Below are 16,572 nucleotides of genomic sequence, written 5' to 3' on the forward strand. Positions count from 1 at the left end.
AAAGTCACGATGTCTTACCCCTTTAGATACGATTATCTAAAGGGGTGTTTTTATGGTAAAAAGAAAATGATTAAACCTTTTTATAAAATCGAAACTTAAATTTGCTGAAAAAGAATCCATTTTGATTAATCAAATGGATTCTTTTTTATTAACTAAAAGTACAATCTAGCGGCAGAAGGATTTCACTATCATTACACCGAATTTGACAGTATTATAAATTATTTCAAGGGGAGAAAATAATTGAACCTGGGTGATCCAATAGCTACAGGAAATACCGCAAAGATATATCTTTGTGATAATAAAATTGTGAAAGTGTTTAAAAAACACTTTCCAAGTACAGAATCTTTATACGAGACAAAGAAACAAGAATACGCTTATTCATGTGGGCTTCATGTTCCAAAGGTATTAGAAGTTACAAAAATAGAGGGTAGACAGGCAATTGTAATGGAATATGTGAAAGGGAAAACAGTAGGTGATCTCTTAATGAGTGATATGAAGCTAGCTGAGCATTACATAAGTGTTTGCGTCAATGTGCAACAAAAGATGCATGCTGTTGTTGTTGATTCAAATTTACTTGAACCGATGGTGAAAAAACTACATCGCCAGATTGAATCCGTACATCATTTAGATGAAAAACAAAAGGATAAATTATTAAGAAAATTGGATTCAATGGTATTTGAACCTAGGCTATGTCATGGAGATTTTCATCCATTTAATTTGATCATGAGTAATGATAACGTGAATATTATTGATTGGGTTGATTCTAGCTCGGGAGACATTCGGGCAGATATATATCAAACGTATCTATTGTATTCACAGTCTTCAGTAGAATTAGCTGAAATGTATTTACGTATATATTGTAAAAATACGGGTTTATCTAGGGATGAAGTTTTTGGATGGGCTCCTATTATTACTGCGGCAAGATTATCAGAAAATGTATCTTCAGAAAATATAGAACGTCTAAATAAGTTAGTGGATCAGTATTGTAATTAAGGGAACGATGAAAAAATTGTTTAGGCTTTATATTTGTTATAATCATTAAGCGATTATATGATGAATCTCAAAGTATAATGAAATGTTAAATGAAAAAATCAATATTAACTGAAATAGAAGAAAGTGGGGAAAGTAAATGATTAATAAAGTCGGTCAAATTATGTTATATGTAAATAACCAAGATGAGGCAGTGCAATTTTGGACAGAAAAAGTAGGGTTCGGTGTAGTTTCTGAGGAAGATAACGGCCAAGGGTTTAGATGGATTGAAATTGCTCCAACTAAAGAAACTGAAACAAGTATTATTCTCCATAATAAGGAATTTATTGCGAAAATGTCGCCTGAATTAAATCTTGGAACACCTTCTTTAATGTTCTTCTCGGAAAATTTCGATAATTTATATAGTGACTTATCACACAAAAATGTTACAGTCGGAGAAATTGTAAATATGCCTTCTGGTAGAATATTTAACTTTGCTGATCATGAAAATAATTATTTTGCAGTAATGGAAAAAAAGTAAATTCCCAAATTATAGGTAAAACAAACACCAAAACGAATTTTAGGTGTTTTCATGTTTGTGATAATAAAGTCATTTAAAAACACACCAAGAGAGATTATGATGACATCTCTTTTGGTGTGTTTTTTTGTAAAGCGTAATAAGAAAAATTCTAGCTCCAACTTTCAGATAGAAACTAAAGTTTTAGACTGGAAAGAGGGTTAAACTGAACGGCAATGTAAGCCACTAATCTAACGAGTAGAATGTGAAGATGGGCAGGAGGGGAATGTTATGGATTCAAGGAAAGCATCTTTGAACCTTGAGAAAGCCGAATGTGGTGGTTTTTATGGGGACACCATTTATACAATGATCGTTAACAGGCTTCAGGCCGCTGGGTGTGTTTTCGCCGAAAATGAGGCCCGGTTGCTTATTTCTGCGGCCATGACGCCGGCTGAGCTCGCCGCCATGGTGAACCGGCGAGTAGCTGGTTTGCCCCTCGAACACATCACCGGATGGGCGGAGTTTTGTGGTCTGCGGATAGCGATGGACCCGGGAGTCTTCGTACCTCGCTATCGTACAGAGTTTCTCGTCCGCCAGGCTGCCGCGCTCACTCGGCCAGGAGCTGTCGTGGTTGACCTGTGCTGTGGTTCAGGGGCGCTTGGCACTGTACTAGCTGCAATGCAGGAACGGATTGAGTTATACGCCTCCGACATTGACCCTGCTGCGGTGCGTTGCGCGAAGCGCAACGTCACTGCAACCGGTGGTCGTGTGTACGAAGGTGACCTCTATGAACCATTGCCCGCCACACTGCGCGGCCGCGTCGATGTCCTAGTTGCGAACGCACCTTATGTACCCACCGAGGCAATCAGGCTGCTTCCCTCAGAGGCTCGCATACACGAGGCGCGTGTGGCGCTCGACGGGAGAACGGAACAGAGGCGTGTGGCGGCTGAGGCCTCACTTTGGCTGGCACCTGGCGGGTATCTGCTTGTTGAGACGAGTGAGCGGCAGGCGCCGCATACTGTCGAGATATTCACTCGTAATGGGTTGATAACGCAGTTGGCTAGTTTTGAAGAGTTGGATGCCAACGTGGTCATCGGAACGAAGGTGCAATAAAAATGTAGGAGGATTAAATAAAAATCGGATGGGCTTGCCTACCCGTCGATGTTTTATTTATATACTAATTTAGCAAGCTGCTTATAAATCCCTACAATTTCTTCAAGTTTCATTCTTACTAATCCGCTTGAGGATGGCGCAACAAAGTCAATTGTTCCAGATATGACTGGTTCAGACTGCTGTCCCCAGGGGGCTACTTTTTGTCCACTATATTCCTGATAAACACCTTTCCCAACAAAACAGACTACTTTTGGTTTTAACCGTATAATTTTTTGTTTTAAAATCTCTTTTCCTTCTTTATACTCTTCTTTTGTAATTTCATCCGCTGCCTTAGTTGGTCTTGCTACTATGTTTGTAAGACCCATATCTAGATCCAACAGTTTATAATCTTCCGAAGCATCATATTTTTTGGGAGTTAATCCTGCTTCATAGAGAATTTTCCAAAAGCGGTTATTGGGATTGGCGAAGTGATGTCCTGCCTCACTTGAGCGAATACTTGGATTAAAGCCGACGAATAAAATGTTTAAATCTTCTTTAACATGATCATGAATTGGGTTCAAGATTAACCCTCCTTCTTTATGGAATGTAACCGTATCAAGTTTTTTTATTTTACCACAAGTTCTGGATCACACCTCCTATCAAAATATAAGGGGCAGTTCAAACAATGCATAATGTTCTGGTTGTTATTTTAATGGTGTTTTCGCACGAGGGAGAAGTAATTTTCCTCGTGTTTTTTCATTTCCTGTGAAGAAATGGGCTTTTGCAATTACATTTTCTATTTCTTAGTTAAGAAATAGTTAAGAAGTAGTTAAGTCCCATTTAAACCTTTTTTCCGATAATAAAATGAGAGGCATACAAGAAGGTATATGGCAATCAGTCTATCGCCTTACGATAAAGGAGGGGTTTGAAAATGTCTTTTTCTCAATTCAATATTGATGTTTTTCGAGCAATTAATGATTTAGGTAAACAATATTCGTTCTTAAACTCAGCCATGGTATTTTTGGCGGAATATATGGTATATATTTTAGGCTTAATTATTATCGTTTATTGGTTTACCGGGTCCAGAAAAGGTAGGATGATGGTTATTCAGGCGATGATTGCTTTTGTAATTGCGGAGGTGATTGGAAAAATAGCAGGGAAATTTTATTTCAATTATCAACCGTTTGCGGTGTTGCCGGATGTTAATAAACTTGTCGACCATGCTGTAGATAATTCATTCCCTAGTGACCATACGATTCTCTTTTTTTCAATTTGTTCCTCGTTATGGCTTGTTCGTAAAAAGACGGGCTGGTTATGGCTTATACTTGCATGTTGTGTAGCGATCTCTCGTATTTGGGTAGGTGTTCATTATCCTTTTGATGTTGTAATAGGAGCTTTAATAGGATGTATTTCAGCGTTATTTTCGTATTGGTTCGTACCGAGATTTTCTTTTATTACACAATTGCTTACTCTATATGAAAAAATAGAGCAACATGTTTTACCATCCAAAAACAAATCAAAGGGTTTTTGAGTATACAAGTATAAAAATCTTTAAAGAGGCTGAGCATAAGTCAAACGTTGACTTATTTCTTAGCCTCTTATTATATCCTTGTACTTATTCAGCTTTTTCCATAGCTCTCATGGATTCAGCTACTTTAACCATCATGGAACATTCGACTCTCTTACGGAAGATGTCACAACTGAAATCGTAGATTCCATTGATAGAGCCAGTTGCGTGCAGCGCATTGGCAGGGCAGCCGCCGCTGCAGTAAAGCTTCGCCCAGCAGTTCTGACATTCCGGCTTAGAATAACAGTTGCTTTCTTTAAATTGGCACTGCGTCTCTTGTTTTGTGATTCCATCCCAGATGTTTCCCATACTGTATTCTTGATCTCCAACGAATTGATGACAAGGGAAGAGCTCACCCCATGGCGTGACAGCGAGATATTCAGTTCCTGAGCCACATCCTGAAATTCTCTTTTGGATGCAAGGGCCTTCAGAGAGATCGAGCATGTAATGGTAGAAGGTGAAGCCATTACCTTCTTCTTCACGCTTTAGCATTTCCTTGGCTAGAATTTCGTACTGGTTGTAAATCTCTGGGAGGTCCTTTTCGGTGAGCGCATATGGTTCCCGCGGATCACAGATAACCGGTTCCATGGAGAGCTTGTCGAACCCAAGATCTGCGATATGAAAAATGTCATTGGTGAAGTCAACGTTGTTGTGGGTGTAGGTTCCACGCACATAGTATTCTTGATCTCCACGCTTTTCGACGAATTCCTGGAACTTCGGAACGATATAATCGTAGCTTCCCTTTCCAGTTACTGTTTTACGCAGGTGATCGTGGACTTCTTTTCTGCCATCAAGACTTAATACGACATTGTACATTTCCTTATTTAGGAAATCAGTGACCTCATCGTTTAAGAGCATACCATTTGTTGTGAAGGTGAAGCGAAAAGTCTTTTTGTACTCTTTTTCCTTGCTTCTTGCGTAAGTCACAATTTGTTTAACAACTTTCCAGGCCATAAGCGGTTCTCCGCCGAAGAAGTCGACGTCGAGGTTTCGATGGTGACCGGAGTTTTCCAATAGATAATCGATAGCTCCTTTGCCAACCTCATAGCTCATGATTGCTCTGTTTCCGTTGTATTTTCCTTGGCTGGCAAAGCAGTATTCGCATGATAGGTTGCATGTATGTGCGACGTTGAGACAGAGGGCCTTTACATAAGTTTGGCGATTTCTTAAATCAACTGAGAGATTCTTATATTCATCCTCAGTAAAGAGTTGTCCATCATTTTTCAACTCTTCAATATCTGCGATTGTTTCTCGAATGTCTTGCTCAGAGATGCCTGCATCATGTGCGTATTTTTCCAGTATCATCGTTACGATTGCTTCCGCAGGAGTAGTTTCATAAAGCGCAATAATTTCATAGGCGAGATCGTCGACAACATGTACCGATCCACTATAGGTATCGAGCACGATGTTGTAGCCGTTTAGTTTATATTGATGAATCATACTTGATAATCAAGCTCCTTTTATTTATAAAGTGAAACTTCCGTTATACCTGTTAATACGGGATAAAAATGGCCGCCCATCTGGGAAGCAGCTGGGCGGTACATGTCTTGTTTCCTATCTGTTCATTGTGTTTTCACACTTTTGATTTGCAACTCCGCAAGACGTTTTGCAAGCGGATTGGCAAGATGTTTGGCATGCACCACATCCACCGTGTTTTACCGTATCTGTCAGTTTACGAGTGCTAAGTGTTACGATTCTTTTCATGACGTATAACTCCTTTTTAAGAAATAAGGTTAATATTTGTGAATGATTTCACATTTAAAAATACACTTTGTGAATTTATTCACATTGATAATTAAACTTTGTGATTACTTTCACATTAATTCCAGTAATAATTTTAACAACACCTTTGATTTACGTCAATCATTCGTGGTGTCTTAATAGTACATAAACTCCACTTGATTGTTTTACTTGTTAATCAAATAAGAATCCCCACTTCAAGCGGTATCAGCTAGTCAGTGGGGAAAAGATTAATGGAAATCTGTATGACGGTACGTTTCTTTTCCTTCCAAAAGAGTAAGTAAAATTTTTGTCTTATAATCATTAAGAATGGACGGATTTTTTTATTTTATGGCTTTTGTGATTGTAGTTCTTGTGCTCGATACTTCCTTTGTAATTTCTTCAACTCTTCTACCAAATCTTCTCCAATCGTAGGAGCAAGTTTATTATATATAGGTAATAGTGTTATTTCCCAATCTTTTCGTTGTTCATTGTTTAGTTCATAAATTTGAATCGATGAGTTTTGTTTAATAAGTTCAAGTTGTTCTTTATTTATTTGAGCGGCTTGTTGATTATTCCAAGCGGTAGTTTCTTCCATTGCTTCCGTTAATATTTGCTTCGTTTTGGGAGTTTGCTCGTTCCAAGTTTTTTGATCCATCATGACAACGTATCCTAAATATCCGTGGTTACTAATTGTCAAATAGTTTTGAACGTTATAGAATTTTTTTGAGTAGATATTTGAAATGGTATTTTCTTCACCGTCAACTTTTCCTGATTCAATTAATTGATATGTAGAATTGAATGAATCTTGATGCGACTTAACCTTTAGTAAATCGAATTGAGATTGGATGACATTACTTTGCATAATGCGAAAAGATTGTCCTTGTATATCTTTTGGTGTATAAATAGGTCCTTTGTTTGAAGTGAGCTGCTTAAAGCCGTTGGACCAGTGGGCAAGCCCTTTTATTCCATCTTTTTGTAAGGATTGAAGTAACTGTTCCCCAATTTTTCCGTTTAAGCCTTCTTGCAAGGCTTCATAATTTGAAAAAGCAAATGGTAAATCAAGTACACCCCATTCAGGGGAGAACGTTCCAAGTTTTGATGTGGAAGGAGCAATAAATTGTACTTGTCCGGATTTTAAAGCGCGAAATTCTTCTATATCAGAATATAAGCTGCCGTTAGGGAAGACCTCTATTTTTATTTTACCATTTGATTTTTCATTCACGAGTTCCGCAAATTTGTTGGCAGCAAGTCCCTTTGGTGTGTTTTCTGCAACAACATGACTAAACTTAAAGACGAGTTGGTCTTTTAGTCCTTCTTGGTCATCGTCATATGAGAGTTCATTGTGAGGAGGGTGACTCTGATAATAAAAAAATAAAGCGCTTGCAACGAAAATGGTGAAAAGGAGTATAAAGGTGGCTGCTTTTTTCATCGTCGTTCTCCTTTTGAAGTAGTTATCCCGCTATTAACGGGCAGTAAGCCCCCACCTCAAGATTCAGAGAGAAGCAAGGAAGTTAGGTGGGGGAAAACTGTCCGTAAAAGCCCGATTGGTTCAACTAACCATCAGTGAGAAATGCGTCACTGATGGAAGTTTCACTTTATTGTAAGCATACCGAGAAGATTTCTATTCGTAAAGATGCTTTTAGGGGAAAGGAGTGCCAAGTGTGAGGGATTTACCAATCCGTTGGAAGATTACGATTCTTTCTTATGCAGTTGTTATCGTTTCACTCATGATTGGTGGCGGGATTATCGTCGCAAATATTCAGCAAAAGGAAGAGACAGAATTAAGAATTAGATCGATGAATACGGCACGAACGGTAGTAGAAATGTCAGATGTAAAGAAGTCTCTTCAAGAAACAAATGGATGGATGACATTAAATTCTGTGATTGAAAATATTAGAGTCATTAATGAAACAGATTATATTGTCGTCATGAATATGGAACGAGTCCGATATTCGCATCCCGTGAAAGAAATGATTGGAAAACGTTCAAAAGGAGCAGATGAAGAGGCGGCGTTTGCAGAACATATTTATTTTTCAAAAGCAAAGGGAGAAATAGGGACTGTCATTCGTGCTTTTATGCCTATTAAAGATCAAAATTTAAACCAAATTGGCGTTGTTGTTGTAGGAAATAAGATACCAAACTTCTTTGAGATTATGAATGAATTAAAGGGAGAGATTCTTTTTATCGTCGTCTTAACTTTAATACTTGGATTGATAGGTTCATTAATGCTTGCTAATCATATCAAAAAACAGATGTTTCAGTTGGAGCCATATGAGATTAAAAGAATACTTGAAGAAAGAACAGCAACCTTTCATTCCATGAATGAAGGGGTGATTGCCATTGATAATCAAGAAATAATTACGGTTTTTAATGAGAAAGCGAAGCGAGTTTTTCATGTAAATGGTGATGTTGTTGGACAACCTATTCGTAAAATATTACAAGATACAAGGCTTCCAGAAATCGTGGAGAAAAATCAAGCAGTATACAATGAAGAGATAAAAGTAAGTGGCAAGGTCATTTTAAGTAATCGTATACCTATTAAGAAGGGTAATGAATTAATTGGAGCTGTGGCAATTTTCCAAGATCGTACGGAGGTAACAAAACTTGCGGAAGAATTAACTGGGGTGAAGAACTTTGTTGAGGCACTGCGTGTACAAAGTCATGAGCATATGAATAAACTTCATACAATAGCAGGTTTAATTCAGCTTGGTAAAGCTGATAAAGCCCTGCAACTTGCCTATAACACTTCAGAGGAGCAGGAGAGCGTAAGCAATTTTCTAAATGAGACCATTAAAAATGATGCCGTTGCAGGGCTTCTTTTAAGTAAAGTAAGTAGAGGGAAAGAGCTTGGAATTCAAGTGAGCATTGATCAAAATAGTTATCTGGAGGCTTTTCCATACCAAGTAGATCAACATGATTTTGTTGTTTTATTAGGAAATTTAATAGAAAACGCATTTGGATCATTTGAACAAATTGAGGCCGCGAATAAGAGAATCGATATTAGTATCGAGCAGTCAGAGGACGTGTGTGCAATCTTAATTGAAGATAATGGATGCGGGATACAAGAAGAACATTTACCAAGGTTATATGAAAAAGGGTTTACTGTGAATAAACGTGACGGGACAGGTTATGGTCTTTTTCTAGTAAAACAAATTGTTGAAAAAGGAAGAGGAGAAATTAGAATTTCATCTTTTGAAGGTGAAGGAACTAGCTTTATCATTACTTTTCCAATGGGGATGGAGGCGGAATTGTATGGCGTATAAAGAGGAATTTAAAGTAGTGCTAATAGAAGATGATCCAATGGTTCAGGAAGTAAATAAAGAGTTTATAAAAAGTGTAAAAGGGTTTCAAGTAATTGCTATCGCCAGCAATGGCGAGGAGGGGATTAGCTTTGTAAAAACAATGAATCCAGATCTTGTTATTTTGGATATTTTTATGCCTAAAAAGGATGGTATTCAAGTATTACAGGAATTTCGAAAACAACAATTAGAAACAGATGTAATTGTTGTTTCTGCTGCGAAAGATAGGGAAACAATTAAACTCATGCTGCAAAATGGAGCAATAGATTATATTATTAAACCTTTTAAGTTGCATCGCATCCAGCAAGCGTTAGAGAAGTATCGCCAATATAGAATAAGTTTGAGAGATTCTGGAGCTATTTCGCAGGAGCAGCTAGATTTATTATTATATTCTGGGTGCTCTGAGAGAACGGTGAGTAATTTACCAAAAGGTTTGAACGAGTTTACATTAAATGAAATTGTAACGTATGTAAAGCGGCAAGAAGAACCTCGTTCTGCTGAAGATGTGGCACGTGCCATTGGGATAGCTAGGGTAACCGCTCGTCGTTACTTAGACTATTTAGAAAAAAGAGGTGTCATTCATTTGGCAGTTCAGTATGGCGGAGTTGGAAGGCCAATTAATCGTTATGTGTTTCGAGAAACGAAAAGTTAAGACCAAAATGAACAAAATATTCGTTATGACCATAAACTTCTCACTTTTTCGTGTAAACGCTATCATTATGTTAGAAATAAACAGATAGAAAATTTAGAAAAATCAGAGGAGTGAGAAGAAAGGTGAAACGTCTCTTTAAAAACTTAACCTTTCAAGTATTAGCGGCTATTGCACTTGGGGTGTTAGTTGGATTACTTTGGCCAAGTGTTGGTAAAGAAATGAAGCCGTTAGGCGACACATTTATCAATGCAGTAAAAATGGTAATTGCACCGATTATTTTCTTAACAATTGTACTCGGTATTGCCAAAATGGGAGATATGAAAAAAGTTGGTAAAGTCGGCGGAAAAGCTCTTATTTATTTTGAGGTAGTAACGACATTTGCCCTTATTGTTGGTTTAATTGTTGTAAATGTTATGAAGCCAGGAGAAGGCCTTAACTTTAATGAGCTTGCAAAAGGAGATGTATCAAAGTATACGCAAAACGGAGGACATGGCCTTAACTGGATTGAGTTTGTAACCCATATCGTTCCGTCTAATATGGTTGATGCGTTTGCGAAAGGTGATATTTTACAAGTATTATTCTTTTCGATTTTATTTGGTGTAGGATTAGCGGCTCTTGGAGAGAAAGGAAACTCAGTAATTGATTTCTTAGACAAACTTTCACACGTATTCTTTAAAATTATTGGCTATGTAATGAAAGCTGCACCGATCGGGGCATTTGGTGCTATGGCATATACAATCGGTCACTTTGGCCTTGCTTCGCTTGTACCACTTGGGAAATTAATGATGTCAGTATATATAACGATGTTCTTATTCGTTTTTGTTGTTTTAAATATTATTTGTAAGATTTATGGATTTAGTTTATGGAATTATTTAAAGTTTATTCGAGATGAAATCTTAATTGTATTAGGAACAAGTTCTTCTGAATCTGTATTGCCAAGAATGATGAATAAGATGGAGCGATATGGCTGTTCAAAATCTGTTGTTGGTCTTGTGATTCCAACAGGTTATTCCTTTAATCTTGATGGTACATCTATTTATTTATCGATGGCGGTTGTCTTTTTAGCACAAGTATTTGGTATCGATCTAACGATTGGACAGCAAGTTACCATTATTTTAGTACTTATGTTAACGTCTAAAGGTGCTGCGGGTGTGACAGGAAGTGGATTTATTGTATTAGCATCTACGTTAGCTGCGTTAAAGGTTATTCCTTTAGAAGGATTAGCGTTACTTCTTGGGGTGGATCGCTTTATGAGTGAAGGAAGAGCGATTGTAAACTTAATTGGAAACGGGATTGCGACAATCGTTGTCGCAAAGAGTGAAAACGAATTTGATGAAGAAAGGCATGCAGAAGCCATTGCTGGTACAAAAGTGTTAACAGGGGCGAAGGAAGCTGTATAATGCATAAATAGAAGGAACTATCCACTACATTAGGTGGATAGTTTTTTTGTTAGTGTATTTCCGTAGCTATCCTTCTTTGAATAAAGTTGATGGTATTTGTTGCAATTCTTTTGCGATTTAGGACAATTCCAGCATGTCTCCCGTTATATACATATCGCATAGGTTCTCCCCATGATTTCCATAAGTAATCAGTATCTTCGAGATGGACATATTGATCGTTTTTGGCAGAGATTAATAGAATATTGTTTTTGGTCATTACCGGAACAGTTTGGTTGGGTTCTGTGATTCTCCAATATTTTATTAAATCATTGTAAGTCATTCCATGTTCTTGTAAGTCGGCTTTAACATATTTCCCGGTAGCATAATTTGGGTTATTAACATCTTTCATTTGAAATTCAATATCGATTGAATTGGTTTTATAAAATTCTTGGATGTCTATTGTTTCTAACATTTTGTTAGGAAGAGAAGAAAATTACAATTCTTTGCTGCGGTTCTTGTGAAAACTATATAAGGCATATAAGTCGATTACTTTTGAAAAGAACAAAATGTTATACCCCCAATTGTAGAAAATACTTCATTGTATGATTTTACAATTTTTGGTTCATCACCAAAAGACGGGGATGACATTTAGATAGATGTACACTCTACTCCGAGTGGACGCTTTCCGCGGGCGAGAGCGAGCCTCCTCGGCAAGCCTGCGGGGTCTCACTTTCCTCGCTATTCCCGCAGGAGTCGCCACTCTCCGTTCCGTGTATTGAAAATGATTCACTTTCAAAAAATCAACCCCATGTTACGGTGATAAACCAATTTTTTGATCAAAAGGAATAGATTCCCCTTACTTTTGTGACTTGAGGGTGTCCAAGCTTTCTTTTGTTAATTACATATACTAATTAACAAAAAGGAAGGAGAGATACTAATGGAAGAAAACATAACTGGTAGTCCTTATATAAATACTGAACAAGGTGTCTATCATTCTGTAAAGCTGCAGCAGGCAATTGATCAAGCTTTTCGAATTCCTGTATTTTTAAGTACAGTAAATACTTTAAATCAACTGCAACAACAATTTTTAGATCGACTTATTTTAGAAATTGAACAAGCTCTTCTGTTTCCTCGTACAATCCCTCGAAGTGATCAATATCCTGAAGCGCCATTAACAAGTATACGGAGAATGATATTATCTAGTTATGGATTAGTAGCGGTCAATTTTCAAAGATTTTTTGTTCAAGGTTTAAGAACAAATGTTGGGCCATTTGAACCGCAAACACCATTTTGGGAAGGGACTCCGTTTTCACAAATTGAACCATCGATGGGCTATCAATATGGGTTACCATTATTATTAATTCGAGAAACTGGAACGGATGTTAATAGAGGGATTTGGCAGTTAGGAAATGCTCCATTTTTAATATTAGACTGGAATTCTGAAACACAATCTATAGACGCATTTTTTAACAGTGTTTCATGGAGAGAATTCTTTGCGAACTGGGTAGGACATGTTAGAAATGGTTATTACTTGCAAACAGAACCGAAATTTAAGTATTGAACTGTTACAGTAGTGGACGAAAAGAAAAGCTCCTTCCGATTTAGTAAGGAGCTTTACACTATTAAAATTTATTTGGAAATTTTTTTATAATACCTTCTGTAAGTGTGTCAGCCATTTTAATAATATGGTCTTCCCCTTGGTCGTAAGCGAGAATATCTGCGTCCCAATCTTTTTTAATTCTCGCTACAGCCTCATCTGTAACAAATTTTAAATGTGTATATAAGAGTTCCTTTAATGCATCATTTGACCAATTTGGATTGGCACTGCTAAGAAACTGAGCGATGTCATCGGCATTTTTATACCACTCTGTGTTAAATTTTTTTAAATTTGCTTGATTGCCACTTTTTGCAGCAACTACTACTTTTCCAGCAAGGAGGATATGTTCTCTTAATAGTTTGGTAAGCTTATTACCAGCTGCTTCCCTGTAATATGGCTTTATTGCATTCCCAATATCATCTTGGTTTTTAACAGCCTTGCTAGTACCTTATCTTGATCTTTCAGCCCAGCTAAGGCGCTTATAATATAGTTTCTTGTCCATATTGTATGGTCAATCCAAAGCCTTCTTAAATCATCTTTTAATTGTATTGCTGATTGGCTAGGACAAGGATTTTCTATACGTATGTTTTCTTCTGCGCCTACTTTTACTGGCGACAAGATGAAAGTACAAGACATAAGTAATAGTGTGAATTTCAAGAGTAGCTTTTTCATGGACATCCTCTCCTTTTTGATTTACATAAATGTTCTATTGTTAGTTTGTATTGCTTTGCCGGTTTTATTCTTCTTACCTACAAAAGGGGATTGTCATATAAGCAATGTGGATAAAGTGACGATATTGTGAACAGAATATTGCTGTAGTTATAAATGAGAGCAGATACGTGTAAATTTTTACTTGTTATCGCTATAATAATGAGAGAAGACATGTGAACAAAAGGAGCAGTTTGAAATGAAGCAAAAAGCTTGGGGTGTGATTCTGCTTAGTAGTGCATTACTATTAGCAGGATGTACTAGTAATAAGGAAGCAAAACAAGAAACGAAAGAAAAAGTAGAGCAAACAAACCATAAAGAAGACAATCCTGAAGATTTGAAGGTGTACCAATCTGTACATAATCAATATGAAGACAAAATTAACAATGAAGTAAATGAAGCTATGAAGCTTTGGAAAAAAGCGGAAGAGGAGTCTGGAAAGGCAATGAAACTTCCGAAGTTTAAAGAAGATGTCCAAAAGTTAAAGGATAATACGTTAGCAGATATTGAGAATGTGCGTAAAGAAATTCGGGTTCCAAAATCAAAAGAAAAAGAAAATGAATTATACACAGGCTTTTTAAATGAAACAGAACAAGCGGTGAAAAAATTAGACCAATTAGTGAAAGAAGGCGACACTTCATTAATTCGCGATATTGAGGTGCACCTATCTACAGCAGTTAATTATTATGGCCGCTTTAAAAAAGAAGAGAAGGAAGCGAAATAACTTTGTTTTTAAACAAAGTTATTTTTATTTTATGAGAGATATTTTGTTGGACTATAAATATTTAATTGGAATGGAGGAATGTTGACATTTTTCACATATATTATTATCATTATCGATAATGATAATGATGAGAGGGGTTGAATGAAATGATTGTTGTAACAACGGAGAGTTTACCAGGTTATGAAGTGAAACAGACGTTAGGAACGGTATTTGGATTAACAGTGCGAGCAAGAGGATTAGGGAAAGATATTATGGCTGCATTCAAAGGGTTATTTGGAGGAGAGATTTTACAGTATACAGAGATGCTTGAGGACGCAAGAAAATATGCGTTAGACCGCATGGTTGAAAATGCCGCAGCAATGGGGGCAAATGCAATTATTATGGTTCGTTTTGATTCAGGAAGCTTGAGTCATAATATGAGTGAGATTGTAGCGTATGGTACAGCTGTTATTGTAGAAAAGGTTGAATAGTATGTGGAAAGGTATTGTAATCTATTTTTGTGTACAGATCATTATTTTCCTTCTTATTTTACTAATGGCTAAGAGAAAAGATAAAAGATTACAAGATAATCATGGTACAGAAGTGCCCAATGGGTATGTATTTACAGGAGAAATATACTTTGATCCAACTACGCGAGAGAAGTATGAAGTATATTATAACAAAATGGATGGGAAAAGATTTCATAAGAAATGTTTTAACGAAAATAAAAAAATTATAAAGTAGCCCTTTAGACGAAAGTTAAAAGGGCTACTTTATTTCTATCTGTTCGAATTTTCATGATATATATAGGTGTACTTTTAGAGTGCACCTTTTACTTTGGCATTTTATATTCTTTTTTCGTTCCATCTGTAAAGACAACTTCTAAGTCGAATTTTTCATAGTCTTTGTCCAGTTGGAATACATCTACTACTTGATTAATGACATCTTCATCTTTTGTGTCTTTATCAAATTTTAGTTGTTGTAATAGTGGAGTGAGCTTTGTTAATGCTTCATCTCCAGCTAGCTTTTCATTTGTTTTACTATCGTCTAATTTTACCTCGGGCTTGTCACTTGCTGTTTTATGTTTATAGTCAGCTTCGTAGTCTTTCTTTGTATCTTTGTAGTTTGCTTTTAAATCAAATTCATTAAAGCTTAATTTTAAATCTTGGTTAGCTGCTTGTTTTCCACCTTCTGTCGTTTTCTTATCAGTAGTTGTATCCTGTTTCTTAGGTGTACAGCCTGTCATTGCAGGTAATAGCATGAATGCCAAAAGGATTGAAAATAAAATTCTCATTTTGTAAAGCCTCCTTAGTTGTTTTCAAATAAAGTTTTTCCAATATTTATCTTTTTATGTAAGGTAGAGGAATTATTTTTCCAAATATCGCAATTTAAATCAAAAATCAGATAGAAGATTTATGTTAAATTGGAAATGTAAGGAGGGATGGTAAGTGTGTAGAGGGTATGATGAACTATTAAAACGTGCAATTGATTATATGGAAAAGCATATTGAGAAAGAACTGACTTTAGAAGAAGTAGCCTCTTATTGTGCTATGTCTATGTATCATTTTCATCGGGTTTTTCAAGATAATATTGGAATGAGCGTCAACGCATATATTCGGAAGAAACGATTAACATATGCGGCGCAGGCATTAGTGATGACAAATCAATCTATATTAGACATTGCGGTGCAGTATGGGTTCTCTTCACAAGAAGCATTTACTAGAGCGTTTAAAGGTATGTTTCATTTACCACCGAAAAGGTATCGGACATATTTTCAATCTTTTTATATAGAAAGGGAGGGTGTTTCAATGCAAAAAGGATTACCGAAAGGCTGGGTATTAAGCGGAAGTCATCCTACAGAATACGAAATGGGATTAGATTATGAGACTGTTCATCAAGGAAGGGCATCAGCTTATATACAAGCGAGAGAAGGTGTTACACATGGCGGGTTTACAACGTTGATGCAGATATTTAAAGCGGACAAATATAGGGGGAAGCGTTTGCGTCTAACGGCTTTTATTAAAAGTGAGAATGTAAAAGATTGGGCAGGGCTGTGGATGCGTGTGGATGGAAAAGATACAGAGCCATTAGCAATGGATAATATGCAAAATCGCCCCATTAAAAATACAACAAATTGGCAACCATATTCAGTTGTTTTAGATATAAAAGAAGAAGCGCTTGGTATTGCATTTGGTATTTTATTATCAGGAAAAGGTTGTATATGGGCTGATAACTTTCGATTAGATGAAGTTGATAAAAAGGTACTTTCTACAGACTTAGCAGAAAATTTTTATGAGACTCTTTCTGAAGAACCTACGAATTTACAGTTTGAAGATATAGAAGAATAAGAAAGGGTGAGAAAGAACA

17 protein-coding genes and 2 pseudogenes are annotated in these 16,572 nt (G+C 36.6%); 12 read left to right on the forward strand and 7 right to left on the reverse strand.

Features of this window, described 5'->3' with window-relative positions; all coding sequences use genetic code 11:
* Nucleotides 1-240: 240 nt before the first annotated feature.
* From PLX19_RS21365 to PLX19_RS21375, 3 genes are all read left to right on the forward strand, one after another.
* Nucleotides 241-993 (forward strand): phosphotransferase family protein, encoded by a 753-nt coding sequence (locus tag PLX19_RS21365; protein ID WP_272190886.1) that lies wholly within the window; start codon nucleotides 241-243, stop codon nucleotides 991-993.
* Between the two features lie 136 nt (nucleotides 994-1,129).
* On the forward strand, nucleotides 1,130-1,510 hold the full coding sequence (locus PLX19_RS21370; protein ID WP_272190888.1) for a VOC family protein: 381 nt from the start codon (nucleotides 1,130-1,132) through the stop codon (nucleotides 1,508-1,510).
* Nucleotides 1,511-1,852: 342 nt separating this feature from the next.
* Nucleotides 1,853-2,599 carry a putative protein N(5)-glutamine methyltransferase gene (locus tag PLX19_RS21375; RefSeq protein WP_272190956.1) on the forward strand — a complete coding sequence of 249 codons (747 nt, stop codon included), beginning with the start codon at nucleotides 1,853-1,855 and terminating at the stop codon, nucleotides 2,597-2,599.
* 53 nt (nucleotides 2,600-2,652) lie between these two features.
* On the opposite strand, the gene PLX19_RS21380 is transcribed toward PLX19_RS21375, so the two are convergent.
* On the reverse strand, nucleotides 2,653-3,159 hold the full coding sequence (locus tag PLX19_RS21380; RefSeq protein ID WP_272190890.1) for a mismatch-specific DNA-glycosylase: 507 nt from the start codon (nucleotides 3,157-3,159) through the stop codon (nucleotides 2,653-2,655).
* 350 nt (nucleotides 3,160-3,509) lie between these two features.
* Here PLX19_RS21380 and PLX19_RS21385 point away from each other — a divergent pair, with 350 nt between their 5' ends.
* Entirely contained in the window at nucleotides 3,510-4,109 is a 600-nt protein-coding gene (locus PLX19_RS21385; RefSeq protein ID WP_272190892.1) for an undecaprenyl-diphosphatase, read from the forward strand.
* Nucleotides 4,110-4,193: 84 nt separating this feature from the next.
* Here PLX19_RS21385 and scfB read toward each other — a convergent pair whose 3' ends face one another.
* The 3 genes from scfB to PLX19_RS21400 form a co-directional block, all read right to left on the reverse strand.
* A complete protein-coding gene (scfB, locus tag PLX19_RS21390; RefSeq protein WP_272190894.1) occupies nucleotides 4,194-5,585 on the reverse strand; it encodes a thioether cross-link-forming SCIFF peptide maturase in 1,392 nt (463 codons plus the stop codon).
* A 114-nt stretch (nucleotides 5,586-5,699) separates the two neighbouring features.
* Nucleotides 5,700-5,849, reverse strand: a complete 150-nt coding sequence (gene scfA / locus PLX19_RS21395; RefSeq protein ID WP_079999468.1) for a six-cysteine ranthipeptide SCIFF — start codon at nucleotides 5,847-5,849, stop codon at nucleotides 5,700-5,702.
* Between the two features lie 364 nt (nucleotides 5,850-6,213).
* The gene (locus PLX19_RS21400) at nucleotides 6,214-7,296 is read right to left on the reverse strand and encodes a TRAP transporter substrate-binding protein (RefSeq protein WP_272190898.1); all 1,083 of its coding nucleotides are present in this window, start codon (nucleotides 7,294-7,296) and stop codon (nucleotides 6,214-6,216) included.
* 232 nt (nucleotides 7,297-7,528) lie between these two features.
* Between PLX19_RS21400 and PLX19_RS21405 the strand changes: the two genes are divergently transcribed.
* The 3 genes from PLX19_RS21405 (at nucleotide 7,529) to dctP (ending at nucleotide 11,218) form a co-directional block, all read left to right on the forward strand.
* The gene (locus PLX19_RS21405; protein WP_272190899.1) at nucleotides 7,529-9,130 is read left to right on the forward strand and encodes an ATP-binding protein; all 1,602 of its coding nucleotides are present in this window, start codon (nucleotides 7,529-7,531) and stop codon (nucleotides 9,128-9,130) included.
* The gene (locus PLX19_RS21410) at nucleotides 9,120-9,818 is read left to right on the forward strand and encodes a response regulator (protein WP_272190900.1); all 699 of its coding nucleotides are present in this window, start codon (nucleotides 9,120-9,122) and stop codon (nucleotides 9,816-9,818) included. Before PLX19_RS21405 ends, PLX19_RS21410 begins: the two co-directional genes overlap by 11 nt.
* 122 nt (nucleotides 9,819-9,940) lie before the next feature.
* Entirely contained in the window at nucleotides 9,941-11,218 is a 1,278-nt protein-coding gene (gene dctP, locus PLX19_RS21415; RefSeq protein ID WP_272190901.1) for a C4-dicarboxylate transporter DctP, read from the forward strand.
* A 49-nt stretch (nucleotides 11,219-11,267) separates the two neighbouring features.
* Here the strand turns inward: dctP and PLX19_RS21420 are convergent.
* A pseudogene (locus PLX19_RS21420) lies at nucleotides 11,268-11,573 on the reverse strand (alpha/beta hydrolase); the annotation flags it as partial.
* A 561-nt stretch (nucleotides 11,574-12,134) separates the two neighbouring features.
* Between PLX19_RS21420 and PLX19_RS21425 the strand changes: the two are divergent.
* Entirely contained in the window at nucleotides 12,135-12,758 is a 624-nt protein-coding gene (locus PLX19_RS21425; RefSeq protein WP_272190902.1) for a hypothetical protein, read from the forward strand.
* Nucleotides 12,759-12,819: 61 nt separating this feature from the next.
* On the opposite strand, the pseudogene PLX19_RS21430 reads toward PLX19_RS21425, so the two are convergent.
* Nucleotides 12,820-13,466, reverse strand: a pseudogene (locus PLX19_RS21430) (glycosyltransferase).
* A 235-nt stretch (nucleotides 13,467-13,701) separates the two neighbouring features.
* Here PLX19_RS21430 and PLX19_RS21435 point away from each other — a divergent pair.
* From PLX19_RS21435 to PLX19_RS21445, 3 genes are all read left to right on the forward strand, one after another.
* Complete coding sequence (locus PLX19_RS21435) at nucleotides 13,702-14,226, forward strand: hypothetical protein (RefSeq protein ID WP_272190903.1); 525 nt, start codon at nucleotides 13,702-13,704, stop codon at nucleotides 14,224-14,226.
* Between the two features lie 146 nt (nucleotides 14,227-14,372).
* Nucleotides 14,373-14,696, forward strand: a complete 324-nt coding sequence (locus PLX19_RS21440; protein WP_272190904.1) for a YbjQ family protein — start codon at nucleotides 14,373-14,375, stop codon at nucleotides 14,694-14,696.
* Between the two features lie 64 nt (nucleotides 14,697-14,760).
* The gene (locus tag PLX19_RS21445) at nucleotides 14,761-14,949 is read left to right on the forward strand and encodes a hypothetical protein (protein ID WP_272190905.1); all 189 of its coding nucleotides are present in this window, start codon (nucleotides 14,761-14,763) and stop codon (nucleotides 14,947-14,949) included.
* An 88-nt stretch (nucleotides 14,950-15,037) separates the two neighbouring features.
* Here PLX19_RS21445 and PLX19_RS21450 read toward each other — a convergent pair whose 3' ends face one another.
* Nucleotides 15,038-15,499: a YusW family protein gene (locus tag PLX19_RS21450; protein ID WP_272190906.1), complete on the reverse strand. Its 462-nt coding sequence runs from the start codon at nucleotides 15,497-15,499 to the stop codon at nucleotides 15,038-15,040.
* A gap of 199 nt (nucleotides 15,500-15,698) precedes the next feature.
* On the opposite strand from PLX19_RS21450, the gene PLX19_RS21455 reads away from it, so the two are divergent.
* The gene (locus tag PLX19_RS21455; RefSeq protein ID WP_442869081.1) at nucleotides 15,699-16,553 is read left to right on the forward strand and encodes a helix-turn-helix transcriptional regulator; all 855 of its coding nucleotides are present in this window, start codon (nucleotides 15,699-15,701) and stop codon (nucleotides 16,551-16,553) included.
* The last annotated feature ends 19 nt before the right edge of the window (nucleotides 16,554-16,572 follow it).

The sequence above is a fragment of the Bacillus sp. BP-3 genome (genome assembly GCF_028401955.1).
Taxonomy (GTDB): Bacteria; Bacillota; Bacilli; order Bacillales; family Bacillaceae_G; genus Bacillus_A.

Bases quoted from the DNA above. Each gene is read 5' to 3' on its own strand.
- PLX19_RS21385 (WP_272190892.1), top strand. From the start codon at position 3,510: ATGTCTTTTTCTCAATTCAATATTGATGTTTTTCGAGCAATTAATGAT.
- PLX19_RS21370 (WP_272190888.1), top strand. From the start codon at position 1,130: ATGATTAATAAAGTCGGTCAAATTATGTTATATGTAAATAACCAAGAT.
- PLX19_RS21435 (WP_272190903.1), top strand. From the start codon at position 13,702: ATGAAGCAAAAAGCTTGGGGTGTGATTCTGCTTAGTAGTGCATTACTA.
- scfB (WP_272190894.1), bottom strand. From the start codon at position 5,585: ATGATTCATCAATATAAACTAAACGGCTACAACATCGTGCTCGATACC.
- PLX19_RS21450 (WP_272190906.1), bottom strand. From the start codon at position 15,499: ATGAGAATTTTATTTTCAATCCTTTTGGCATTCATGCTATTACCTGCA.
- PLX19_RS21400 (WP_272190898.1), bottom strand. From the start codon at position 7,296: ATGAAAAAAGCAGCCACCTTTATACTCCTTTTCACCATTTTCGTTGCA.
- PLX19_RS21410 (WP_272190900.1), top strand. From the start codon at position 9,120: ATGGCGTATAAAGAGGAATTTAAAGTAGTGCTAATAGAAGATGATCCA.
- PLX19_RS21425 (WP_272190902.1), top strand. From the start codon at position 12,135: ATGGAAGAAAACATAACTGGTAGTCCTTATATAAATACTGAACAAGGT.
- PLX19_RS21440 (WP_272190904.1), top strand. From the start codon at position 14,373: ATGATTGTTGTAACAACGGAGAGTTTACCAGGTTATGAAGTGAAACAG.
- scfA (WP_079999468.1), bottom strand. From the start codon at position 5,849: ATGAAAAGAATCGTAACACTTAGCACTCGTAAACTGACAGATACGGTA.
- PLX19_RS21455 (WP_442869081.1), top strand. From the start codon at position 15,699: ATGGAAAAGCATATTGAGAAAGAACTGACTTTAGAAGAAGTAGCCTCT.
- PLX19_RS21445 (WP_272190905.1), top strand. From the start codon at position 14,761: ATGGCTAAGAGAAAAGATAAAAGATTACAAGATAATCATGGTACAGAA.
- PLX19_RS21375 (WP_272190956.1), top strand. From the start codon at position 1,853: ATGATCGTTAACAGGCTTCAGGCCGCTGGGTGTGTTTTCGCCGAAAAT.